The organism is Cupriavidus sp. 01L43, from assembly GCF_056399925.1.
The window spans coordinates 358,059-381,684 of record NZ_JBFTSH010000004.1; the positions used below are offsets into that span (position 1 = coordinate 358,059).

Sequence of the window (23,626 nt, forward strand, 5' to 3'; positions counted from 1 at the left end):
AAATGCCAAGATCTAAACCTCAAGCCGATGCGGCGGCAAATAGCGCGAACAGCACAAAAGGCGCCAACAACGAATACATGGCGATGGTGCTGCTGGTCGACGACCAGGCCATCATCGGCGAAGCGGTGCGCCGCGCGCTGGCCGGCGAGCCCGACATCGACTTCCACTACTGCGCGCAGCCGGACGAGGCCGTGGCCGTGGCGGAGCGCACGCAGCCAACCGTCATCCTGCAGGACCTGGTGATGCCGGGCACCGACGGCCTGACGCTTGTGCGGCGCTATCGGGAGAACCCGGGCACGCGCGACATCCCCATCATCGTGCTCTCCACCAAGGAAGAGGCGACGATGAAGAGCGCCGCGTTCGCGGCTGGCGCCAACGACTATCTCGTGAAGCTGCCGGACACCATCGAACTCGTGGCGCGCATCCGCTATCACTCGCGCTCCTACCTGAACCTGTTGCAGCGCGACGAAGCGTATCGGGCACTCCGGCAGAGCCAGCAGCAGTTGCTCGAAACCAACCTCGAACTGCAGCGGCTGACCAACTCCGACGGCCTGACCGGGCTCTCGAACCGCCGCTATTTCGACGAGTACCTCGGCGCCGAGTGGCGGCGCGCACAGCGCGAGCAGACGCAACTCGCACTGCTGATGATCGACGTGGATGCCTTCAAGGCCTACAACGACACCTACGGCCACGTGGCCGGCGACGAGGTGCTGCGCCGCGTGGCGGGCGTGATCCGCGACAACTGCGCGCGGCCGGCTGACCTGCCCGCGCGTTTTGGGGGCGAGGAGTTCTCGATGATCCTGCCGGCCACCTCGGCGGGCGGTGCAAGGTTGCTCGCGGAGAAGGTGCGGCGCGCGATCGAGTCGCTGCAGATTCCGCACAGCGGGTCGCCCACCAGTGGCGTGGTGACCATCAGCATCGGCGGCGCGGTGATCGTGCCCGATGAAACTGGCGATGCCAGCCGCCTCGTGCAGGCAGCGGATACCGGCCTCTATCAGGCCAAGCGCAATGGCCGCAATCAGGTCGTGATGGTGTAAGTATTTCCCGCGCGCGGCACCGCGCCGCGTGCCACCCCTCTTGCCCCACGGCCGACAACGCATAGCGCCGTGTAAGAACTACCTCACCCTTTTGGACCACGTGCCGCGCCATGTCTTCGCGCGGCATTCCCCATGCTCGATGCGCGCGACACAACGTGTACTTGTATCAGCTTTGTAACCGAACTGTGGGAATTCTCCGACATTGATATCGGAGTCGCCCGGCTGTCTCCCCTCTCCCCGCATGTCTATCGTTGCATCAGGCAAGCGCATTCACGCAACGGCTGCCAGCAGCAACAGTAACGATTGCCCGCGCGGCACGCCACCATCGCCATTCGAGAGAGCACCGGCGCATTGGGTCGGTGTGAGGTCGTGTGCGTGTCGCGCGCCCCAATGATCCCAACGTAAAAGAGGTGAAGAACCATGGAAATCAAGCGGAACATCATTCTGGGCCTGGCGCTCGCGACCACGGCAGTCCTGGCAGCATGCGGTGGCGGCGATGACGGCATCGACGACCGCGTGGGCCTGAGCAAGCCCTCGGTGCGCGTCATCCACGCCGTGACGGCCGGCCCCAACGTCGACGTGCTGCAGAACGGCGCGCTGACCTCGCTGAGGAACATCCCCTACAAGACAGTCTCGGGCTATTTCAACGTCGAGGAAGGTAATAACCTGTTCGCGTTCAACCTGGCCAACACGTCCACGCAGATCGGTGCGACCACGGTTTCGGCGCACACCGGCCACAAGTACACCGTGGTGGCGCTGCCTGGCACAACGGCCGCCGACGTGCTGCAGATCGACGATCCGTACGGCAAGGGCCTGCTGGACACCTCCGCCCGTATTCGTGGTCTGAACGCCTCGATCAATGCGCAGAACGTGGACATGTACCTGACCACGCCGGCGCAGGACATCGCCGCCGTGAACCCGACGATCGCCGCCATCAGCTATAAGAATGCGGTGCCGGCTTCGGGTCAGGATTCGATCTATGTGGATGGCGGCACCTATCGCCTGCGCGTGACCGCGGCCGGTACCAAGACCGTGATCTTCGATTCGGGCGCGCTGACCGTGAACAAGAACGACGACTGGCTGATTACCACGATCCCGGCCGACGGCTTCGGAGCCGTGGTGCCGAACAAGATCAAGGTCCTGGTGGCACAGAGCAGCACGAGCAACGCCACGGCGCAGGAACTGGTCAGCCAGCAGTAAGCCCCGCTACATAGCAAGAGCCCTCTCCTCGGGCCAGGACGCCGCCGCTTCAGGCGGCGTCTTTCTTTTGCGCGTGGTTGCCTGCGCCAGGCAGGTCGGACTTGAGTACGTCGAGGTGCGAGAGGTACGCGTCCAGTTCGGCGCGACCGCTGTCGGTGATGGTATAGACGCGGCCGTTACCTTCCACGAGTTCCGCCGTGATCGAGCGAGCGATCATCAGGCTGCGCAGAATGGGCCGCAGTGCGCGGATGTTCTTGTCGATGCCGCGCTCGCGCAGCCGCTCCATCAGACTGAAGACGGTAGAGGGGCTGGCCTGGACGAGTTTGAGGATGTAGAGCCGCGAAACGACCCGGTCGAGCGAAGGCGTGATCATGGGCGCAGTCGCTTTGGAAAGTCCTTAAAAAAACGGGGTGCACGAGGCACCCCGAAAGCTTGCGTTGTGTGCCCGGCAAAAGCCGGTGTTGCTCAGGAGAGCGCCACGGAGCGCTATTCCTCCTGGAACGCTTCCTCGCGCTTGGCCTTGATCGACGGCAGTGCCACCACGGCCACCAGTGCGGCAGCAGCAATCAGCAGGCCCATCGACAGCGGACGCGTCACGAATACGGTGAAGTCACCACGCGACAGCAGCAGCGAGCGGCGGAAGTTCTCTTCCATCATCGGTCCCAGCACGAAGCCGAGCAGCAGCGGGGCCGGTTCGCACTTGAGTTTCAGGAACAGATAGCCGATCACGCCGAAGCCAGCCGCCATGAACACGTCGAACGTCTGGTTGTTGACCGAGTACACGCCAATGCCGCAGAACACGAGAATCGCCGGGTACAGGAAGCGATACGGCACGGTCAGCAGCTTCACCCAGATACCGATCATCGGCAGGTTCAGGATGATCAGCATCAGGTTACCGATCCACATCGAGGCGATCAGGCCCCAGAACAGCGCCGGGTTGCTGGTCATCACCTGCGGGCCGGGCTGGATGTTGTGGATGGTCATCGCGCCCACCATCAGCGCCATCACGGCGTTAGGCGGAATGCCCAGCGTCAGCAGCGGGATGAAGGAGGTCTGTGCCGCGGCGTTATTGGCCGATTCCGGACCCGCCACGCCTTCGATGGCGCCCTTGCCGAATTCATGCGCGTACTTCGAGGTCTTCTTCTCGAGCGAGTAGGCTGCGAAGGAAGCCAGTGCCGCACCGCCGCCCGGGAGGATACCCAGCGCCGAGCCCAGGGCCGTGCCACGCAGCACCGCCGGGATCATGCGTCGGAAGTCTTCCTTGGTCGGGAACAGGTTCGTCACCTTGTTCGTGAACGTCTCGCGGGCTTCCTTCTGTTCCAGGTTCGCGATGATTTCCGCGAAGCCGAACATACCCATGGCCAGTGCGACGAAGTCGATGCCGTCGGTCAGCTCAGGCACGTCGAACGAGAAGCGCGCGGCACCCGAGTTCACGTCGGTACCGATCAGGCCCAGCAGCAGACCCAGCACGATCATCGACACGGCCTTCGGCAGCGAGCCCGAGGCCAGCACCACGGCACCGATCAGGCCCAGCACCATCAGCGAGAAGTACTCGGCGGGGCCGAACTTGAATGCCAGTTCCGACAGCGGCGTTGCGAAAGCCGCCAGAATCAGCGTAGCCACGCAACCAGCGAAGAACGAACCGAGACCGGCAGTGGCCAGCGCCACGCCAGCACGGCCGCGCCGCGCCATCTGATAGCCATCGATGGTGGTCACCACCGACGACGACTCACCGGGCAGGTTCACCAGAATGGCGGTGGTGGAACCGCCGTACTGGGCGCCGTAGTAAATACCAGCCAGCATGATCAGCGCAGCCACCGGGGGCAGCGTGTACGTGACCGGCAGCAGCATGGCGATGGTGGCGAGAGGGCCGAGGCCCGGCAGCACGCCAATCAGCGTCCCCAGCACGCACCCGAGGAAGGCGTACGCGAGGTTCTGCAGGGACAATGCCGTGGAGAAGCCCAGGGCAAGGTGATCGAACAATTCCATTTGGACGGGCTCCTTAGCCGGTAATGAAGGCAGGCCACACCGGCATCTGCAGGTTGATGCCGTACACGAACGCGCCCAGGCTGATCAGCACGAGCACCACGCCGTTCAGGAGTGCGCCCTTCCAGCTGAACTCATGGCTCGCCATCGACGAGACCAGCACCAGCACAAAGACCGACAACACCATGCCGAGCGGCTTGAGCAACAGGCCGAACAGCACCACGGAACCGAGAATCCACAACAGCGTCTTGAGGTCCCAGCGCGCGAGCTGGTCGTCTTCGCCCTTCGTCGAGAGCGAACCCACCGTCACGATCGCGCCCAGCAGGGCGAGCACGAGTCCGAGCAGGAACGGAAAATATCCTGGCCCCATCTTCGCCGCCGTTCCCATGGAATAGCCGCGCGCGACGAAGGAAAAGCCCAGGCCGACCAGGACGAACATCAGGCCGGAGGCAAAGTCCTTTTGGCTGCGTATGCGCAAAATGAATCTCCTCAAAGTGGTGAAAATCGGTACCGCGCGGCACGCCGGCTCTGGCGCCCGCACTGCGGATGCATGACAGGCAAAGCATCCGATGCGACGGAGCGAACAGTAGAGACGCGATCTTTCAGGCGCCTTTCATTTGTCTGGCTTCAGGGTAATTCCTGATTCCGTTATCAGAAGTGGGTCGACTCCAATACATCATGTTGTGATGTATTTAATCGATATGATCGACAGCGCGTGAAAGTCAACTGAAAGGCTGGGGGAAAGGGGACTGAAAGCAAAGAACGCCGCATGAAGCGGCGTTCTGATATTTGGGGAAGGCGTGGCTTTCGAATGCCTTACATTGCTGCACTGCGGTGCGCGCGGCGACTCAAATGTCTCTCAGGTGAAAGCGCACTCACCTGTCATCCGATCACCGCGCGGGCGCCGTTGTGGTATCGGCGTCTTCGCAAGGCGTGCCCATGCTGGTATCGGGCGCGAGGCCGACGGCCTCCGCATGCGGCTCGGCAGGCATGATGTGGCTGCGCTTCCAGTTGCCGAAGCGGTAGTAGGCAAAGGCCAGCGCCACGGACACGATCGAACCAACCGGGAAGCTCCACCAGATCGACTCCGCGCCGATATGCGGCTCCAGCAGCCATGCGAACGGCAGCCGTATCCCCCACATCGACACGAACAGGATGACGAGCGGCGCCATGACCGCCCCGGTGGCGCGCACCGTGCCGAACACGACGATGGTGAAGCCGAACAGGATGAACGACCACAGCACCACGCGGTTGATGTGCTGGGCGATGCCGATTGCCGTGCTGTCATCGCCCAGGAAGATGCCAAGCGAATGCCGGTTGAACAGGTAGATCAGCCCCACAATCGCCCCGGTCATCACCAGATTGAACAGCAGACCCATGCGCGTGATACGGGCCACGCGCGGCCATAGGCCCGCACCGACATTCTGCGCGACCATCGACGACACGCTGGCGCCTACGGCCAGGGCCGGCATCTGCACGTAAGTCCACAGCTGAGAGGCCACGCCGTAGGCCGCCGTGGTCTGCGAGCCATAGGTGTTGACCAGCGACATCATGACAATCGCGGACGATGAGATCACCACCATCTGCAGGCCCATCGGCAAGCCCTTCGCCACCAGCGCACGGAGAATTGCCGGATCGGGCCACAGCAGCGCCAGTTGCTCCTTGTGCAGCAGCAGGAAATGGCGTCGCCGGTACAGCACCGCGATCATCGCCACGAGGCTCACCAGCTGGGCGATCAGCGTAGCCAGCGCGGAGCCTGCGATGCCGAGCGCCGGCAACGGCCCGACGCCAAAGATCAGCACCGGGTTCAGCACCACGTCGAGCACCACCGACAACAGCATGAAATAGAACGGCGTGCGCGAGTCCCCTGCCCCGCGCAGCGTCATCATCACGAAGTTGTAGAAGTACATGAACGGCAGCGCCACGAAGATGATGCGCAGGTAGATCACCGCCAGTGGCGCGGCATCGTCGGGCGTATGCATCGCCGCGAGGATGTGTGGCGTGAAGACGAAACCGAGCACCGCCGCCAGGATCGACAGGCCCACGAAGAACGTCGTGCCGGTGCCGACCACGCGGCGCGCTTCGTCGATATTCCGGGCGCCCACGGCCTGGCCAATCATGATCGTGTTGGCCATGCTGATGCCGAACACCACGCCAAGCAGGAAGAACAGGATGATATTGGCGTTGGACGTGGCTGTCAGCGCGGCCTCGCCGAGGTAGCGGCCCACCCAGACCGAGTTGATCGACGCGTTCAACGACTGAAGGATGTTGCTGCCCAGCACGGGCAGCGAGAACAGCAACAGCGTGCGGCCGATCGGGCCCGTGGTCAGTCTGGCGTCTGGCTTCATGGAGGGCGGTTGGGACGATGTGCGGCATCTCGGGTCCGCCAGTCTAGCGTGGATTCCCGCGGGCAAGTGGCCGATTATCGGCCACTACGACCCCGTGCGCGTTCCGGTCCGACGCGTTAAGCTTGCGGTTTCTCGACCCGACCGACTCAGGAGACACGCATGTACCAGGATCTCGCCCTCTATATTGATGGGGAATTCATCAAGGGAGGCGACCGGCGCGAGCAGGATGTCATCAACCCGGCGACCCAGGAAGTCCTTGGCAAGCTGCCCCACGCCACGCGCGGCGACCTTGATCGCGCCCTGGCCGCGGCGCAGCGCGCTTTCGAGACGTGGAAGAAGACCTCGCCGCTGGAGCGCTCCGCGATCCTGCGCCGCGTGGCAGAACTGACGCGTCAGCGCGCCAAGGAAATCGGCCGCGACATCACGCTGGACCAGGGCAAACCGCTGGCCGAGGCCGTGGGCGAAGTGATGATCTGCGCCGAGCACGCCGAATGGCATGCCGAGGAAGCCCGCCGGATCTACGGCCGCGTGATTCCGCCGCGCAACCCGGCCGTGCGCCAGATCGTCGTGCGGGAGCCGATTGGCGTCTGCGCCGCCTTCACGCCGTGGAACTTCCCGTTCAACCAGGCCATCCGCAAGATCGTGGCGGCGCTGGGCGCCGGCTGCACGCTGATCCTGAAGGGCCCGGAGGATTCGCCGAGTGCCGTAGTGGCGCTGGCGCGCCTGTTCCATGACGCCGGCCTGCCCCCGGGGGTGCTGAACATCGTCTGGGGCGTGCCGAGCGAGGTGTCGACCTACCTGATCGAATCGCCGATCGTGCGCAAGATCTCGTTCACGGGCTCCGTGCCGGTGGGCAAGCAGCTGGCCGCGCTGGCCGGCGCGCATATGAAGCGTGTGACGATGGAACTGGGCGGTCACTCGCCAGTGCTCGTCTTCGACGATGCCGACATCGAACCGGCAGCCGAGATGCTGGCGCGCTTCAAGCTGCGCAACGCCGGCCAGGTGTGCGTCTCCCCGACGCGCTTCTACGTTCAGGAAAAAGCCTACGACAAGTTCCTGGCGCGCTTCACCGAGGTGATCGGTTCGATCAAGGTCGGCAACGGCCTCGACGATGGCACGCAAATGGGCCCGCTCGCACACGAGCGGCGCATCGCATCGATGGAACAGTTCCTCGACGATGCCAACCACCGCGGCGGCAAGATCGTGGCCGGCGGCGCACGCATCGGCGACAAGGGCTTCTTCTTCGCCCCGACCGTGGTGACGGACCTGCCCGACGACGCCAAGCTGATGGTGGACGAGCCGTTCGGCCCGGTAGCGCCGGTCACGCGCTTCAAGGACGCCGAGGAAGTCCTGCGCCGCGCCAACAGCCTGCCCTTCGGCCTGGCCTCGTACGTCTTCACCAATTCGCTGAAGACGGCCCACCTGGTCTCCAACGGCCTGGAAGCCGGCATGGTCAACATCAACCACTTCGGCATGGCCCTGTCCGAAACACCGTTCGGCGGCATCAAGGACTCCGGCATCGGCAGCGAAGGCGGGATGGAGACGTTCGACGGGTATCTGGTGACGAAGTTTATTACGCAGATTTGAGCGTAAGAGCGGGCGCGCGTCGTCCGCAAGCTGAGAACAAAGGCCGGGGAAACCCAGCCTTTGTTTTGCAACCGATCATCCAGGTGCCCTTCCCTACTTGAAAAACACCCCCCGCGTCAGGAACGTGTAGTCGGCCTCTTCCGCCATCAGCCATACCAGCACCAGCAGGCACAGCGGCGGCAGCAGGATGGCGCAGATCAGTGCCATGCGCTCCCACGCCATGTGCATGAACACGGCGACGATCAGCCCCGCCTTCAGCCCCATGAAGATCAGGATCAGCGCCCAGCGCAGGAAGCCTTGCACGTGGAAGTAGTCCACCATGTACGACATCGTCGACAGGATGAACAACAGGATCCAGACCTTCAGGTACAGGCCGATCGGATGGGCCTGCCCGCCATGCGACGAGGGTTCGATGGCCGGATCGGGAGCGGTGGGAGTCGATGCCATGGCCAGCCTCACCAGAGATAGAACAGCGCGAAGATAAAGACCCAGACCAGGTCCACGAAGTGCCAGTACAGCCCGGCGATCTCCACGGGCTGGTAGTTGCCCGTCACGTCGTAGTGCCCCTGCCGCACCTTGTTGGCGATGACGAGCAGGTAGATCACACCACACGACACGTGAAAGCCGTGGAAGCCGGTAATCATGAAGAACGTCGATCCGAACTGCGCCGCGCCCATCGGGTTGCCCCACGGCCGCACGCCTTCGTGGATCAGCTTCGACCATTCGAACGCCTGCATGCCGACGAACGATGCTCCGAGGAGCGCCGTGGCCAGCATCAACATTGCGCACTCGCGGCGCTGGCGCCGGTAGGCGAAGTTGACGGCCATCGCCATGGTGCCGCTACTCGTGATCAGCACGAACGTCATGATGGCGATCAGGATCAGCGGCACTTGCCGGCCGGCAATCTCCAGCGCGAACACCTCGCTCGGATTGGGCCACGGCACCGTCGTCGACATCCGCACGGTCATGTAGCCGGTCAGGAAGCAACTGAAGATGAAGGTGTCGGACAGCAGGAAGATCCACATCATGGCCTTGCCCCACGACACCTTGAAGGCCATCTGGTCCGATGACCAGTCCGCGAGCAGGCCCTTCATGCCGGACGGCAGATGGTCCGCCATGCCGTGCGCCGGCGGCGTGGGTGAAGCCGGCGATGTGGGCGACGAAACTTGCGAGGTCATCGGTATTCCCCCTCTCCGCTAGGCGGTGCCACAGATGTAGCGAACGATCTCGGGCGTCAGCCAGCCCAGCGCCCCTAGCAACACAATCCACAGCGCCAGCAGGAAATGCCAGTACCGGGTGCACAGGCCGATACGCGTCACGGTGCGCGTGCCGCTGCCGCGATCCATCGCCACGTACGCGAACGCGACCAGCCCGCCCACCACGTGCAGGCCATGCATGGCCGTGAGCAGGTAGAAGAAGCTGCCGGCCGGATTATTGGCCGGCACCACGTGCAGCGCGTACAGCGCCTGCCAGGCCCAGAGCTGCGACGCCACAAAGGCCGCAGCGCCAAGACCGCCCAGGCGCAGTGCCCTGCGCGCCCGCTCCATCTGACCCGCCCGCGCGGCACGCGTGGAAACCTGCATTGCCACGCTGGCTGCAGCCAGCAGTCCCGTGGACAGCCACACCTGCCAGGGCAGCGCCACGCGATGCCAGTCCGGGCTATCCATCCGCATTGCAAAGGCGACGAGAAACAGCGAGAACAGCGACGTAACGACACCAATAAACGCCCACAGGCCAACGCTGCCGGGCGCGCGCACCTCGCGGTCGTGCATGGCGCCGCCCCCGCCGGGGCCGCCGTTCGGCCCCTCGCGTGAGACCCGGAACACGCCTGACGGCGCTTGCGTGGCGATCGACTCGGCGTTCATGCCACGGCCCCCTTGCTTTCGTATGGCTCGGGCTCATGCCCACCGGCCTCAGGCGGCGCGTTCTGGGCGATGAAGTCCTCGGGCGCATCCGGCACGCTGTATGCATAGGCCCAGCGATAGACCACCGGCTGGTGCGGCCCCCAGTTGCCATGCACGGGTGGCGTCTCCGGCGTCTGCCATTCCAGCGATGCCGCGCGCCAGGGATTCGAGCCGGAGGGCCGTCCGTGCCGCACGCTCCATGCGAGATTGAAGACGAACAGCAACTGTGCGAAGGCCACCACGAACGCGGCGATCGAGATATACATATTCATCACGTGCGCCGACTCGGGAATGAAGCTGTAGTTGTCGAACGCGTAGTAGCGGCGCGGCATGCCCAGCACGCCCAGGTAGTGCATCGGGAAGAAGATGGCGTAGGTGCCGATGAAGGTGACCCAGAAGTGGATATGGCCCAGCGTGTCGTTGAGCATGCGCCCGGTCACCTTGGGATACCAGTGATAGAGGCCGCCAAACACCACCAGGATCGGCGACACGCCCATCACCATGTGGAAGTGCGCGACCACGAAATAGGTGTTGGACAGCGGGATGTCCACGCTGACATTGCCGAGGAACAGGCCGGTCAGCCCGCCGATCACGAAGGTGCTGATAAAGGCAATCGCAAACAGCATCGGCACCGAGAAGTGGATATCGCCGCGCCACAGCGTGATGACCCAGTTGTAGACCTTGATGGCCGTCGGCACCGCGATGATCAGCGTGGTCGTGGCGAAGAAGAAGCCGAAGTACGGATTCATGCCGCTGACGAACATATGGTGCGCCCACACCACCACGGAAAGCAGGCCGATGGCGAGGATGGCCCACACCATCGTGCGATAGCCGAAGATGCTCTTGCGCGAATGCACGCTGACGAGGTCCGAGACGATGCCGAACGCCGGGAGCGCCACGATATAGACCTCGGGATGCCCGAAGAACCAGAACAGGTGCTGGAACAGCAACGGGCTGCCGCCCTTGTAGTCGAGCTGCTGCCCCATCGACACCATCGCCGGCATGAAGAAACTCGTGTGCAGCGTCTTGTCGAGCAACATCATCACGCCCGAGACGAACAGCGCCGGAAACGCCAGCAGCGCGAGGATGGTCGCCATGAAGATGCCCCACACGGCGAGCGGCATGCGCAGCAGCGTCATGCCCTCGGTGCGCGCCTGGAGCACGGTGGTCACGTAGTTCAGGCCGCCCATCGTGGCCGCGACGATGAAGATCAGCAGCGACACCAGCATCAGGATGATGCCCCAGTCATAGCCAGGCGTGCCGGGCAGGATGGCCTGCGGCGGGTAGAGCGTCCAGCCTGCACCTGTGGGCCCGCCCGGCACGAAGAAGCTCGCCAGCAGCACGATCACCGACAGGAAATAGACCCAGAAGCTGAGCATGTTGAGGAAGGGGAACACCATGTCACGTGCGCCCACCATCAACGGGATCAGGTAGTTGCCAAAGCCACCCAGGAACAGCGCCGTCAGCAGGTAGATCACCATGATCATGCCGTGCATGGTGACGAACTGGTAATAGCGGTTGGCGTCGATGAAATCGAACTTGCCCGGGAAGCCCAGCTGCATCCGCATGAGGTTGGACAGCGCGACGCCGACCAGCCCCACGATGATCGCGACGATGGTGTACTGCACCGCGATCACCTTGTGGTCCTGGCTCCAGATGTAGCGCGCCCCGAAGGTTTGCGGGCCGTGGTGGGCATCATCGGCGTAAGCCATCTCATCCTCCTCCCGCGCGTTACTTGCCCGCCTGCGGCGCGGCGGCCGCGCCGCTGCCGAGCGAACGGATATAGGCGGTCAGCGCGGCGATTTCCGCATCGGTGACCGGCAATGGCGGCATCAGCGGCCCGAAACCCTTGACCAGCCGCGCGTGCGGATCGACGATCTCGGTCTTCAGGAACGCGTCATCCACCGAGGCACTGCTGCCATCGGCAAACGTCTGCGTGCTGCCGTACAGCCCCTTCCACGTCGGCCCCACGCCGGGCTTGCCGTCCACGCTGTGGCACGCCACGCAGCCCTTGCTCTGCGCCAGCGCGCGGCCCTGCTCGACGAGGTCGGTGCCGGAGGCCACTGTAGTCTCCGGCGTGGGCGTTGCCGCCGTGCCCGGCGCCGCGGCGATCGGCGGCGCGGTCTTGGCCATCGTCATCGCGAAGGTCTGCTGCTTGGCGAGCCACGCGTCGAACGAAGCCTGATCCTCCACGACCATGTGGCCGCGCATGTTGTAGTGCCCCACGCCACACAGCTGCGCGCAGAGGATGTCGAACTTGCCGACCTGCGTTGGCGTGAACCAGAACGAGGTGACCATGCCCGGCACCATGTTCATGCGCGCGCGAATCGGCGGTACGTAGAAATCGTGCAGCACATCCTTCGAGCGCAGCAGCACCTTCACCGGCCGGTTCAGCGGCAGATGCACCTCGGGCCCCACCACCACGATGTTGTCCTGCCCGCGCGGATCGTCCGGGTTGATCCCGAGCGGATTGGACGCCGTGACGAAGCGCGCATCGGATGTACCGAGTTGCCCGCTCTTCCCGGGAAAGCGAAATGCCCATTGCCACTGCTGGCCTACCACCTCCACCACCATCGCGTCGCGCGGCGGCCGCACGTAGTCGGCGTAGACGATCAGCCCCGGCGCCAGCATCGCAATGATGCCGATGCCCGTGAGCCCGATCAGCCATAGCTCCAGCTTGCGGTTCTCCGGCTGATAGGCGGCGCGATGCCCCTCGCGATGGCGGTAGCGCCACACGATGTAGCCGACGAACAGGTTGATGACGATGAAGAGAAAGCCCGTGATGACCAGCGTAATGGTCAACGTATCGTCCATCTGTTTCCAGTTGGACGCGAGCGGCGTCGCCCACCACGGGCTCACGAAATGAAAGAGCACCGAAGCAACGACGATGACGACGAGTGCGATGGCTATCGCCATATCCACCCTCCTCCACGCGGAGGCAGTACCGCGAGGGATGCGCAGGTCACGCAGGTGGAATAAGACTAGTGCATGGGCTCAGGTCACTGCAAGGCGACATCGCCGCGTCGTCGTGCGGCGATGCACAAACGCGCCAGGGATCTAGTGCGATACGTCGCGGCTCTCCAGCTTCCAGTAGCAGAGCGCGATGGCCATGCCGAAAACCAGGTGCCCGATCAGCGTGTGCCAGCCGCGCGCATCCACGAACCACGGAAAGGCTCGCGTCATGACATAGAAGTTGAACAGGTAGACCACCAGCCCGAACACGGCGCCGGCCAGCATCGACATGCCCACGCTCGAGTCAAGCTGGAACGGTGCGATGAGCGCGCACAGCACCATGCCAAGTATCGCGCCCAGCACGAAGTGAATGATGACGGCCACGGCCACCGTGCCCACGCTGAACAGCGAGGTCTGCAGCACGTCCCGCCCCAGCACGATGGCAGCGATCATGCGCGTGGTGCCCCATGGATGGACCCCCGATACCATCGTCGACCAGAACATTTCGAGCACGATCAGCAGCGCGCCGGCTGCGAGTCCCGATACGGCAGCCGCTGTCCAGTCTGGCAAGCGGCGCACGTAATGGTGCGATTGCATGTGAAGTTCCATGGCGTCCTCCTACGTCGAACATTGATTCCGATCCAACGCGCAGCGCCCGGCAGCGCCGGGGTGTGCGCTGAGTCCAGCATAGGACACGCGCCCACGCGTAGCAGCCGCCCGTGCCGATATGCGTACCTTGGGGCGGGCAAAGTCTCTTGGGAGATACCTGGGGTGTCGCGTGCACTGCACGCACGTTTCAAACGCTACGGGTGAACCCTGAGAGCGGCGGCCTTGTATTCGCCACACACGACCTATACTGGAAACACAAAGAAACAAGACAGGAGACCGCCATGATTCACCTACAGGCGCACGATCTTGTATTTCTGATCCCCATGGCGCTCGTCGGACTACTGGCGATGGGCGCGATTCCGGTGGCTGCCAAGGCGCTGCGCATCAGTTGCCGTTGTGCCGGCGCGATCATCGGGGTCTTGCTGGGCGTGCTGGTTCTCGAGGCGCTGCCGCTGCTGATCTAGCCAGGACACGCAGCGAGGCGCCTCTGCGAGAGAGAAGGAGAGGCGCGATGTCACTCACCCTGCTCGCCGCCCTGATGGCGGCGCTGCTCGTCGTGACTGTCGCGAGCGCCATCTGGCGCTGCAGCCATCCGTACCGGATGCGCTACCGGCGCTGTGCGCGCGAGCGCAGGCGCCGCGTGGGCATCTGCCGCGAGCCACCCCGCCATCCCGGATGACGGGGCGTTGATGACCGGACCCGGCGTCCGGCCATCCTCCCTCATTGCCGAATCGAAAAGTCGACGCGGTTCGGTCCGCCTTTGTCCTTGATCCCCTCGGCAGTCAGCTTCGGTGCAGTCAGGAACAGTTTCGCGTCCGGCACCTTGCCATCGCGTTCCAGCGCCTGCTTGACGGCCAGCGCGCGCTGGTCGGCCAGCGCCCGCAGCTCGGTATCGGTCACGGGGGCGTGCTCCAGCAGCAGCTTTTCCATCTCCTGCGGGGACAAGGACTTGTTCAGGCCGATGAAGTTGGTGGGCTTCTTGAACGACTCGCGCTTGTACACGGCTTCCACGTACTTCGGATATTCCTGCGGCGACACCGTCACCCGCGCGCCCTGCTGGCCGCCCTCGCCCTCTTCCGCCTGCGCACCGGCTTGTGCGCTGCGGCGCAACTCGCGCTGCTTGGCTTCGGACACCCGCTGATCCAGCCAGACGCGGCGGGCGCCATCGGCATCGGTCGCCGGATCGATGCGCCCGCTGATCTCCAGGCGCAGCGAAGGTCGGTCGTTGAGCGCCTTGCCCACCGTGGCGATCTTGTCGCGTGCGGCATCGGTCAGCGTGGAGGAACCCGGCGCGAACTCGATATAGCCCAGTTCCTCGCCACTGCCACCAAACGCCGAGGCAATCAGCGAGAACGGCGACGTGATGGCCTTGGTCAGCAGGTTGACGATCACGCGCACGATCACGCCGCCGATGCTGAACTCGGGATCGGACAGCGACCCCGACACCGGCAGATTCACATCGATCACCCCGTTGCGGTCCTTCAGCAGCGACACGGCCAGCAGCACCGGCAGCTTCACCGCGTCCGGGCTGTCCACGCGCTCGCCGAACGTCAGCTGATCCAGGTAGAGGTGGTTGCGGGCATCCAGCTTGCCGTTCTCGATCTTGTACGCCACGTCCACCGTGAGCTTGCCCTTGGTGATCGGGTAGCCCGCGTACTTGGCCGCGTAAGGCGTCAGGCGCGTCAGCTCCACGCCGGCGGCCTTCGCGGCGATATCGAGATACAGCTGCTCGCCGAGCGGATTGATCTTGCCGCTGATGCTGACTGGCGCGTCGTCGTCGAGCCGGCCGTCGAGCACGAGATCCGCCGGCGTGGGGTCCGCCGACGACACCTTCGACACCGAGCCCTTCATGTCGGTCAGGTTCGCCGTGTAGTTCGGCTTGACGAAGAAGTCCGAGAAATTGATGTTGCCCTTCTGGATCGCCACGCCGCCGAGCCGGATCTGCGGACGCGGGCCTGCGGGTGCCGGCGCCTTGGCCTGTGCCGCCGGCGTGGACGCCGCGGGCGCCGAAGCGGGGTTAGCCTGCGTCAGGCTTGTGGAGGGTGCCGCCTCGCCCTTCTCCGCGCCGCCGGCCATTACGTCCTGCAGGTTGAGGCGGCCATTGGCATTGAGAATCACGCGTGCGTAGAAGTCAGACAGCGCCACGCTGTTGATCCCCACCTGCAGCGGCCCCTTGGCCTCGTCCATATTGAAGTCGACGCCCGTCACGGCCAGCGCGCGCCAGCGCAGGAAGTCCTCGCCGCTGATGCGGTCCACGGTGCGGACGTTGCCGGCCAGCACGTTGCCGTTGAAGCGCGCCGCGATCGGCTTGCCGGTTGGCGCCACCACACCGAGTTTGCCCTTCACCGACAGCAACCCGCTACGCAGCGCCGCATTGAAGCGGTCCGCCATGTACGGCTGGAGCGATGTCATGTCGATGTCGCGCAAATCCACCTGCAATTGCGCGGCCGGCAGCGTCGGCGTGACATCGCCGTCCAGGCTCATCACGCCTTTGCGGCCACTCTCCGCGTACAGCTTCATCGGCATCGCGCCGGCCGCGAGCGGCCACGTCACGGTGCCCGTGGTCAGGCCGATATTGCGGAATTGATGGATGACCGGCCGGCCACGATTGCCCTCGGCCGGCGCGTAGTCCGCCAGCCGCGCGGCGCCCCCTTCGACCGACACCTTGCCCAGACGGACTTTCCAGCCCGGCGGGGCGGCGGCGCTGTTGCGGCCATTCGTGGCGCCGGCAGCGGGCGCAGCCGGAGTCGTCGGGACAGCCGGCCTGGCCGGCGCCGCCTTCTGCTCGGCGGATTCCACCGCCCAGATGCGGGCCATTTCCAGCAGTTCGCCGTGAAAATCGCGCGTGGCGGCGATCTGCGGCTTCACGAGCGAGACCTGCCCGGCCTCGAAGTTCTGCCGCGCCAGGTCGAGGCTGATGTTCTCGAGCACGAGCTTTTCCGCCCGGACCAGCGGCAGCTTGTCGCCCTCCAGATCGGCGGCGCGACGCGTGACGCGCAGCCCGCGGCCCCTGCCGTTGCCCGCGTTGTTGCCGGCGTTGTCACCTCGGGCAGCCGATTCGGCGCGTGCGGCACGCCGTTCGGCATTCGCCGGACGCTCGGCCGCAGCCGGCGTCGCCGGCAGGACGATCGGCTCGCGCGTGGCCACGTAAACCGGCGACAGTTCCAGCCGCGATTTCTCCAGCGTGAACTGGAACACCGGCTGGGACCACGCCATCTTGTAGTGGAGTTCGGCATTGATACCGGTATCGCCAAACTGGCTGCGTAGCGCGCGCGGCCACCAGGCGGCGAAGCCCTGCGGCCGCAGCCCCGTGGATTCGAGCGTACCCGCCAGCGTGCCCTGGGTCAGCGCCAGTTCCCCGGTGTGCTTGAGCGTCTGGCCGTCGGCGATGGTCACGGTGGCGTCGAGCTTCGCCGGCTTGTCGCCGGTGCTGGCCAGGCCGGCCACGTCCACGTTGATCGGGCCGAGATCGAGCTTGCCGGGGCCAGACGGCGCGAGTTCATCGACAAAGCCAATCCGCGCACTCTTGAGCGCCACGCGCTCCACGGCATAGGACCACGGCACCTCGTCCGCCTTGGGTGGCGCCTGCACGCCGGCAGCGGCCGGGGCGGAGGCGGGCGCAGCGGGCGCGGCGGCGGCAGGTGCCGGCGTCTTCGCGGCTTCCGGCAGGAAAGCCGTGGCGAGGTTCAGCGTGCCGTCGGCGCGCCGAGCGGCCTGCAAACCCAGACCTTCCAGCTCGATGCTGCGAAGCTGAACCTTGTGCGCGAGCGGCTCGAGCCGGCCCACGTCCACAGTCAGCTTCCCGGCCTTGACCAGTTCCGCGCCCGCGTGGGTCCGCACATCGGCATCGCGCAGGGTCACCGTACCGGTGACGAACAAGTCCTGCTTGTCCTTATCCTGCCGGAACCCGATATTCAGGCGCGTATCGACCAGCCCGCCCTTGACCTCGGCATCCTTCAGGCGCGGCGCGAACGCCATATAGCGCGCCACCTCCAGGCCGTCCAGGTTGACGTTGAGATTGGTCTCGCGCGTGTCGGCGAACGGCTGCGTGGTGCCGGCCAGCGCCAGCGGCGTGCCGTTGATCTTCGCGAACAGCGTCGGGCGCGTGTTGATCGTGGCGTCGTGCGGCAGGTTGGAGAGGAACGGCAGCGTCAGCGTGAAGTTCTCCACGCGCTGCACCGTATCCAGCACCTTGTCCTCGTAGACGAAGCTGGTGTTGGACACCGCGATATTGCTGACGGAGAACCGCGCCGGCTTGCTATCCGCCGGCTTGGGCGGCTGCGCGGCGAAGCGCTCCTGCACATCGGCGAAATTCATCTGCCCTTGTGCATTACGCACCACATGCACGGCCAGCCGGTCGATATGGAGGAAGTCCACCACCGGCGCGAGGTGCCACACCGAGGCCGCCGAAGTATTGGCCTCGATCTGCCCCAGCGTCACCATCGGCGTCTTGCCGTCCGGCTCGAAGATGGTCAGGTCGTTCAGTGTCGCGGCCAGCTCGAACGGCCGCACGTGTGCCGCACCGAGCGTGACCTTGCGGCCCAGCGCCTCGGTCGCATTTTTCTCGACCAGATATTTGATCAGCGGCGGCCCGCCAAAATAGCCGGCGAGTCCGAAAATCGCCAGCGCGGCCACCGCACCGCCCGCCACGCGCAACGCCACCCGCCTGCGGGGCGTCGCCATGGCCGCCCCGGTGGCGGCCTGGATGGAATCCTTGAAAGCCATGTCACCCCAGAAGATTTGACCCCACACGCCAATTTGGTCGGCTTTTTATGGTTCGCCGATGGCGCTTTGTATCCCGGATTTCACTTCTTTTGGCATTATTGTGACGGATTATGGCAGGCCGACGGGCGATTTTGAATCCGACCGGGCCAAAACCAAATGGGCGAGGGGTCGTTCTGGTATCTTTACGCCTTTGCGAAGCGTCCCGTGGCGCCCCCGCCGGCCTACCCGCCGGCCACAGGCCTGCCCATTCCGCGCTGTCATCCGTTCGGCCGTCCCCTCCACGTCATCCGTGTTGCGCGCTTCGCATGTGAATTCACCATGCGAGTCATTTCATGCCTACCACCAGCAGTACTGTCGGGGCACCGGGTGCGCAGGACGGCCAAGCCGCCCGCCCGCTGACCGGACAGGATTACAAGACGCTTGCCCTCGCCGCCCTCGGTGGCGCGCTCGAGTTCTACGACTTCATCATTTTCGTCTTCTTCGCCACGGTAATTGGCGAGCTGTTCTTCCCGCCTTCCGTGCCGGACTGGCTGCGCCAGCTCCAGACCTACGGCATTTTTGCCGCCGGTTACCTGGCGCGGCCGCTCGGCGGGATCATCATGGCGCACTTCGGCGACCTGCTCGGCCGCAAGAAGATGTTCACGCTGTCCATCCTGCTGATGTCCGTGCCGACGATGCTGATGGGCCTGCTGCCGACCTACGCGACGATTGGCCTGCTGGCCCCGATCGCGCTGCTGATCCTGCGCATCCTTCAGGGCGCAGCCGTCGGCGGCGAGGTGCCGGGCGCCTGGGTCTTTGTCTCGGAGCACGTGCCGCCGCGCCGCATCGGCTACGCCTGCGGCACGCTCACGGCGGGCCTGACCGCCGGCATCCTGCTCGGCTCGCTCGTGGCCACCGGCATGAACACCGTGTTCACGCCGGCGGAGCTGCATGACTATGGCTGGCGCCTGCCCTTCCTGCTGGGTGGCGTGTTCGGCATCGGCTCGATGTACCTGCGCCGCTGGCTGCACGAGACGCCCGTGTTCGCCGAACTCCAGAAGCGCAAGGCACTCGCCGCCGAAATGCCGCTGAAGTCTGTCGTGCGCGACCATCGCGGCGCGGTAGTCGTGTCGATGCTGCTCACGTGGATGCTGTCCGCCGGCATCGTGGTGGTGATCCTGATGACGCAGGGCTTCCTGCAGAAGTCATATCACTTCGACGGCCGCACCGCGCAACTGGCCACCAGCATCGCCACGCTGTGCCTGTCGGTCGGCTGCATCGTGGCCGGCCTGCTGGCCGACCGTTTCGGCGCCCGGCTGACGCTGTCGGTGGGCGGCACGCTGCTCGCCATCAGCGCCTATGTGCTCTATACGACGATTGGCGCGCGCCCAGACCTGCTGATTCCGCTGTACGCGGTGGCCGGCTTCTTCGTCGGCTCGATCGGTGCCGTGCCATACGTGCTGGTACATGCCTTCCCGCCGCAGGTGCGGTTCTCGGGCCTGTCCTTCTCGTACAACGTGGCCTACGCCATCTTCGGCGGCCTGACGCCGGTGGCGGTGACGCTGATGCTCAAGAACGACCCGCTCGCCCCGGCGCATTACGTGGTGGCGGTGTGTGTGATTGGCGTGGTGACGGCGCTGTTCGTGCGGAAGCGTTCGCACTGACGTTCCGATTACTGACGTCCCGATTCCCGACGCAAAGAAAAACGGGGAAGGCTGCTGGCCTTCCCCGTTTTTTTATGCCCCGCCGCGTCGGTGATCGCGGAAGAACTGCCACATCAGCTTGCTGGCGTCTGGGCCGGTATCGCTGTGATATTGCACCTTGCCGTCGCCGCCGCTCCAGGCATGGCCCAGACCGGCAACTTCCACCAGCCGCACAAGATCGCGATTCCAGCGGCCGAAGCGGGCGTCGCGGAAATCGCCATCCGGTACCGGCGGCGCGTCATTGGCGGCCGTGGTGCCCAGACGGTCATCGAGACGGTTGTAGGCCAGGAACTGGCGCGCCAGCAGGCGGCCGTTGATCGGGTGCACCGCCTCGTCGGCCAGCCCGTGCAGCACGATGGCCGGCATCACCGGGCCGCCCGGCACCGCACCGGCGGCGTCGAGCAGCCAGGCCGGTTCAGCCTGGGAGCCATGCTGCATTGCCCGGAGCCCGGCCCGGGGCGTATCGGCAGCGCCGATCACCACGCCCGAATGCAGCCCCACGGCCGCCACCTTGCTTGGATAGCGCAACGCCACTACTGCGGCCATCGCCGCCCCGGCGGAAAGTCCCGCCAGATAGATCTGGTCCGCGCGCACGTCGGGGCGGCTCGCCAGTTCGTCGATCAGCATCGCCACGGCCTGCGCCTCGCGCCCGCCTTCGCCGGCGGCGAGGTCGAACCACTGCCAGCACCGATGTACCGAGCGCCGCAGCGGCTGCTGCGGATAGGCGACGATAAAGCCCTCGCGCTCGGCCAGCGCGTTCATGCGCGTGCCGGCCGCCAGGTCTTCCGGCGTCTGCTGGCAGCCGTGCAGCATCATCACCACGGGCAACGCGCCCTTGGCACCGGCTGGAATATAGAGACGATACGAGAGCTGCGGCACCAGTTCGCCCGGCAATGGGGCGAGGCTGAGCTTCAAGGATTGCCACGTGCCGGGCAGGTCACCCGGCGCGGTATCACCCGGGGCCGGCATGCGGCGGCGGGTTGCCGGAGACGCCAAGTCAAGGCGCCCCAGCCATGTTCGGATTTGCTTTGCGGTCCGGAATTGCGTGCGACCGATTTGTCGCAGCTGCGTTTCCCAGTCCGTCGACAGGCTTTTGGCCATATGAAGACTCCTGCTCATCTAGGAACGGGTCTCCTCCGCTATTGTGCGACGCAGCATACCATAGTCGGCGTGATGGATTGGCGGCATTGTCTGCAAAGCACAACATTAGATTTCGAAACAGTTTTCCCCTTGCCTGGAGGGCGGCCAGCTACCATGGAGCCCGGGCGCACCGTTGTGCCGTTTAGCAGGAAAAGAAAGAAAAAGGCGCCATATAGGCGCCTGTTCGACAGATGATGCGGCAGAGTAACCGGATCTACTGTTCCGCTACCCGCGTCCACCCCTTGGGCGAAAATGTGCGCAATGCGGCAGCCCGGCTGGCGGTGGCTGTTCCCAGGTCGCGCTCATAAAACTGGCGCTCGCTGTCCAGGATGAAGGTGTTGACGCCGCTGTCGCCATAGCGGGCCGGCCACGCGACGATCGCGTACTTCGCGTTGCTGCCCTTCGGCGCGGCGATGATGCGGTACCGGTAGCCGTAGAACGCCTCGTTTGGCGGAGTGTCGGGGCCCATCGCCAGCGCATCGGGGCCCAGCGGGCTGTCATTCTCGGCCGACGAAGACGGCCAGTAGAGCCCGTTGGTCTTGCCCGGGCTGCTGACGAGCTGGGCCGCATAGCGGCCATTGCCGGCCAGCTCGGCGTAGCGCTGCTGCGCGTCCGCCAGCTGGAGCAGGGTGTCCATCGTCACCAGTTCGTTGCGGCCGATGCGCCGCACATGCACCTCGCGCTGACCAGCCGGCATGTCGAACTGCCAGCCCGTTTTGCGCTTGACGATGGGCACGGGGAAGGTCCAGCCGCTCTCGCCGACCGCTACGCGCGCCGTATCCTCGCCCGCGCGCTCCACCGCATGGTGGCGCGCCCACGCGGCCAGGAACTCGTAGATATCCTCCTGATCGACGCCCTGCGGCGGCAGCAGCGTCCGGTAGTTCGGGCCGAGCACGCCCTTGAGCGCGTCATGGTCGCTGCGGGCGATGGCGTCGCCCAGGGCGTCCGAGGCAGCCTCGGGCGAGGGATAGACCCGCTGCGCCTGCGCCGGCACGGACACCGCCAGCAACGGCACGGCCAGCATCGCGGCGCCCAGGACCCGGCGCACGATACGCGTCATGGTGGCGGACAACGTCGCTCTCATCATGTCTTATCTCCGACCATGTCCAAGATGACCGCCACCACCGCCGCCTCCTCCACCGAAGTGCGCGCCGCCCCCTCCCCCTCCACCGCCACCACGTTGCGGCATGGACCGCTGCGCCGGATGGCTGGCGCGTTGCATGCCACCGGCATTCCCGCCGCGCTGCACCTGCTGCCGCATGCGGTCGCCGTTGCCGGCATCGCGCAAGGCGCTATTACGATTGCTGTCCCGTGCGCGGTCGCGCGCGGCGGACTGGTCGGCCCGCTGCCGATCGGCGCCGGCGGGCCGGGGATTCTGCACGCCGCCCCCACCGCCGCGATTGACGTTCGGCCCGTGTCCGGCGATCGACTGGCCCGTGCGGCCCTGGAACGATTGCGCGGCGCGGTCACGCGCGGCATCGCGCGAGCCCGCCTGCGGCGTAGGCCGGCCACCCTGCACGCCCTGGCCGCCCTGCCCAAGCCGCTGCCCGCCCTGCCCCGCCTGCCGGTTCGCCAGCCCCTGCTGCCGCTGCGTGTCGAAGCGATTCGCCACGTTCGAATTCTTGTACGGCACGTTGCCGCGATTGGCCGGGTTGTGCTGCCAGTTCACGTTCGAGCGGTTCACATCGAGCCGTTGATTCACATTGATATTGTTGTAGCGATTGACGTTGATGTTCACGTCGTGCGAGTTCCAGTTGAACCCGCCCCACAGTGAATTGACCGCGGCCACGCCCAGGCCAAAGCCCACGCCCGCCACCACGGCGCTGGCGAAGACCGATCCGGGCGGCGGTGGATAGTAGGCTGGCGGATACGCCGGATAGGGCCACGCGCCGTAGACCACCGTGGGGTTGTAGGTCGGCACATAGACCACTTGCGGATTGGCGGGCTCGATCTGCACGATGGTGGTGCCGCCGGACTGCTGTGTCACCACCTTCTGCTGCTCGGTGGTCTTCAGCGTGCCGGCTTTCTGGGCCTGTACGCGCAGGCGCTGCACCGAGTCCATCACATCATCGGGCTGGGCGAGGAAGGCGTCGCCCACCGAGCCCACCCATTGCGGCTGGCGGCCCATCATATCCATCACGGACGGGAAGGCGACGAGCGACTGCACGCTCGGGTCCCACTGTTCGTTGGCCACCGCCTTGGTTGCCGCGTCGCCGGACAGGCTGGCATTGGCCTTCGACCATTCCGCCGCCGCGGCCACGTCGGCCGGGTAGGTCGACGCCATCAGCACCTGCGACAACAGCGCGTCCGGATAGAGCGCCACGGGCGCCAGCAACTGGTCGAGATGCGCATTGTCGAGCTTGGCCTGCGCCCAGGCGGTCCCGCCGCCGAGTAACAACATCCATCCACAGCACCACGCCAGAATACGTCGCAACCGGTACATATTGGCTCCCACA

At 65.3% G+C, this 23,626-nt stretch carries 20 protein-coding genes; 6 read left to right on the forward strand and 14 right to left on the reverse strand.

Going from position 1 to position 23,626, the window contains the following annotated elements; translation table 11 throughout:
* Nucleotides 1–2 precede the first annotated feature (2 nt).
* Together AC1DP9_RS10440 and AC1DP9_RS10445 are read left to right on the forward strand one after the other, a co-directional pair.
* Nucleotides 3–1,037: a diguanylate cyclase domain-containing protein gene (locus AC1DP9_RS10440; protein ID WP_477107286.1), complete on the forward strand. Its 1,035-nt coding sequence runs from the start codon at nucleotides 3–5 to the stop codon at nucleotides 1,035–1,037.
* A gap of 420 nt (nucleotides 1,038–1,457) precedes the next feature.
* Nucleotides 1,458–2,237, forward strand: coding sequence for a DUF4397 domain-containing protein (locus AC1DP9_RS10445; protein ID WP_092294484.1), 780 nt, complete (start codon nucleotides 1,458–1,460; stop codon nucleotides 2,235–2,237).
* 49 nt (nucleotides 2,238–2,286) lie between these two features.
* Here AC1DP9_RS10445 and AC1DP9_RS10450 read toward each other — a convergent pair whose 3' ends face one another.
* From AC1DP9_RS10450 to AC1DP9_RS10465, 4 genes are all read right to left on the reverse strand, one after another.
* Complete coding sequence (locus AC1DP9_RS10450) at nucleotides 2,287–2,610, reverse strand: helix-turn-helix transcriptional regulator (RefSeq protein WP_092294482.1); 324 nt, start codon at nucleotides 2,608–2,610, stop codon at nucleotides 2,287–2,289.
* Between the two features lie 113 nt (nucleotides 2,611–2,723).
* Nucleotides 2,724–4,226, reverse strand: a complete 1,503-nt coding sequence (locus AC1DP9_RS10455; RefSeq protein WP_092294480.1) for a tripartite tricarboxylate transporter permease — start codon at nucleotides 4,224–4,226, stop codon at nucleotides 2,724–2,726.
* Nucleotides 4,227–4,239: 13 nt separating this feature from the next.
* A complete protein-coding gene (locus AC1DP9_RS10460) occupies nucleotides 4,240–4,701 on the reverse strand; it encodes a tripartite tricarboxylate transporter TctB family protein (protein ID WP_092294478.1) in 462 nt (153 codons plus the stop codon).
* A 412-nt stretch (nucleotides 4,702–5,113) separates the two neighbouring features.
* On the reverse strand, nucleotides 5,114–6,571 hold the full coding sequence (locus AC1DP9_RS10465) for an MATE family efflux transporter (RefSeq protein WP_477105300.1): 1,458 nt from the start codon (nucleotides 6,569–6,571) through the stop codon (nucleotides 5,114–5,116).
* Between the two features lie 159 nt (nucleotides 6,572–6,730).
* Between AC1DP9_RS10465 and AC1DP9_RS10470 the strand changes: the two genes are divergently transcribed.
* Nucleotides 6,731–8,158 carry an NAD-dependent succinate-semialdehyde dehydrogenase gene (locus AC1DP9_RS10470; RefSeq protein ID WP_092294475.1) on the forward strand — a complete coding sequence of 476 codons (1,428 nt, stop codon included), beginning with the start codon at nucleotides 6,731–6,733 and terminating at the stop codon, nucleotides 8,156–8,158.
* Between the two features lie 93 nt (nucleotides 8,159–8,251).
* On the opposite strand, the gene AC1DP9_RS10475 is transcribed toward AC1DP9_RS10470, so the two are convergent.
* The 6 genes from AC1DP9_RS10475 to AC1DP9_RS10500 form a co-directional block, all read right to left on the reverse strand.
* Nucleotides 8,252–8,605: a cytochrome C oxidase subunit IV family protein gene (locus AC1DP9_RS10475; protein WP_092294473.1), complete on the reverse strand. Its 354-nt coding sequence runs from the start codon at nucleotides 8,603–8,605 to the stop codon at nucleotides 8,252–8,254.
* A gap of 8 nt (nucleotides 8,606–8,613) precedes the next feature.
* A complete protein-coding gene (locus AC1DP9_RS10480; RefSeq protein WP_477107287.1) occupies nucleotides 8,614–9,336 on the reverse strand; it encodes a heme-copper oxidase subunit III family protein in 723 nt (240 codons plus the stop codon).
* Between the two features lie 18 nt (nucleotides 9,337–9,354).
* Entirely contained in the window at nucleotides 9,355–10,023 is a 669-nt protein-coding gene (locus AC1DP9_RS10485) for a cytochrome c oxidase subunit 3 family protein (protein WP_092294469.1), read from the reverse strand.
* On the reverse strand, nucleotides 10,020–11,774 hold the full coding sequence (gene ctaD, locus AC1DP9_RS10490; RefSeq protein ID WP_092294467.1) for a cytochrome c oxidase subunit I: 1,755 nt from the start codon (nucleotides 11,772–11,774) through the stop codon (nucleotides 10,020–10,022). The genes AC1DP9_RS10485 and ctaD overlap by 4 nt, the downstream gene beginning before the upstream one ends.
* 19 nt (nucleotides 11,775–11,793) lie before the next feature.
* Nucleotides 11,794–12,978 carry a cytochrome c oxidase subunit II gene (locus tag AC1DP9_RS10495; protein ID WP_092294465.1) on the reverse strand — a complete coding sequence of 395 codons (1,185 nt, stop codon included), beginning with the start codon at nucleotides 12,976–12,978 and terminating at the stop codon, nucleotides 11,794–11,796.
* Between the two features lie 141 nt (nucleotides 12,979–13,119).
* Nucleotides 13,120–13,623 (reverse strand): hypothetical protein, encoded by a 504-nt coding sequence (locus tag AC1DP9_RS10500; protein ID WP_092294463.1) that lies wholly within the window; start codon nucleotides 13,621–13,623, stop codon nucleotides 13,120–13,122.
* 281 nt (nucleotides 13,624–13,904) lie between these two features.
* On the opposite strand from AC1DP9_RS10500, the gene AC1DP9_RS10505 reads away from it, so the two are divergent.
* Complete coding sequence (locus AC1DP9_RS10505) at nucleotides 13,905–14,087, forward strand: hypothetical protein (RefSeq protein ID WP_066736414.1); 183 nt, start codon at nucleotides 13,905–13,907, stop codon at nucleotides 14,085–14,087.
* A gap of 47 nt (nucleotides 14,088–14,134) precedes the next feature.
* The gene (locus tag AC1DP9_RS10510) at nucleotides 14,135–14,302 is read left to right on the forward strand and encodes a hypothetical protein (RefSeq protein WP_477107288.1); all 168 of its coding nucleotides are present in this window, start codon (nucleotides 14,135–14,137) and stop codon (nucleotides 14,300–14,302) included.
* 41 nt (nucleotides 14,303–14,343) lie between these two features.
* On the opposite strand, the gene AC1DP9_RS10515 is transcribed toward AC1DP9_RS10510, so the two are convergent.
* Nucleotides 14,344–18,348, reverse strand: a complete 4,005-nt coding sequence (locus AC1DP9_RS10515; protein WP_477107289.1) for a DUF748 domain-containing protein — start codon at nucleotides 18,346–18,348, stop codon at nucleotides 14,344–14,346.
* A gap of 332 nt (nucleotides 18,349–18,680) precedes the next feature.
* Between AC1DP9_RS10515 and AC1DP9_RS10520 the strand changes: the two genes are divergently transcribed.
* Entirely contained in the window at nucleotides 18,681–19,991 is a 1,311-nt protein-coding gene (locus tag AC1DP9_RS10520; RefSeq protein WP_092294459.1) for an MFS transporter, read from the forward strand.
* A gap of 72 nt (nucleotides 19,992–20,063) precedes the next feature.
* Here the strand turns inward: AC1DP9_RS10520 and AC1DP9_RS10525 are convergent, their stop codons facing one another.
* From AC1DP9_RS10525 to AC1DP9_RS10535, 3 genes are all read right to left on the reverse strand, one after another.
* A complete protein-coding gene (locus AC1DP9_RS10525; protein WP_255370808.1) occupies nucleotides 20,064–20,999 on the reverse strand; it encodes an extracellular catalytic domain type 1 short-chain-length polyhydroxyalkanoate depolymerase in 936 nt (311 codons plus the stop codon).
* A gap of 385 nt (nucleotides 21,000–21,384) precedes the next feature.
* Nucleotides 21,385–22,257 (reverse strand): DUF2950 domain-containing protein, encoded by an 873-nt coding sequence (locus AC1DP9_RS10530; protein WP_477107290.1) that lies wholly within the window; start codon nucleotides 22,255–22,257, stop codon nucleotides 21,385–21,387.
* 3 nt (nucleotides 22,258–22,260) lie between these two features.
* Entirely contained in the window at nucleotides 22,261–23,613 is a 1,353-nt protein-coding gene (locus AC1DP9_RS10535; RefSeq protein ID WP_477107291.1) for a DUF3300 domain-containing protein, read from the reverse strand.
* Nucleotides 23,614–23,626: the final 13 nt, after the last annotated feature.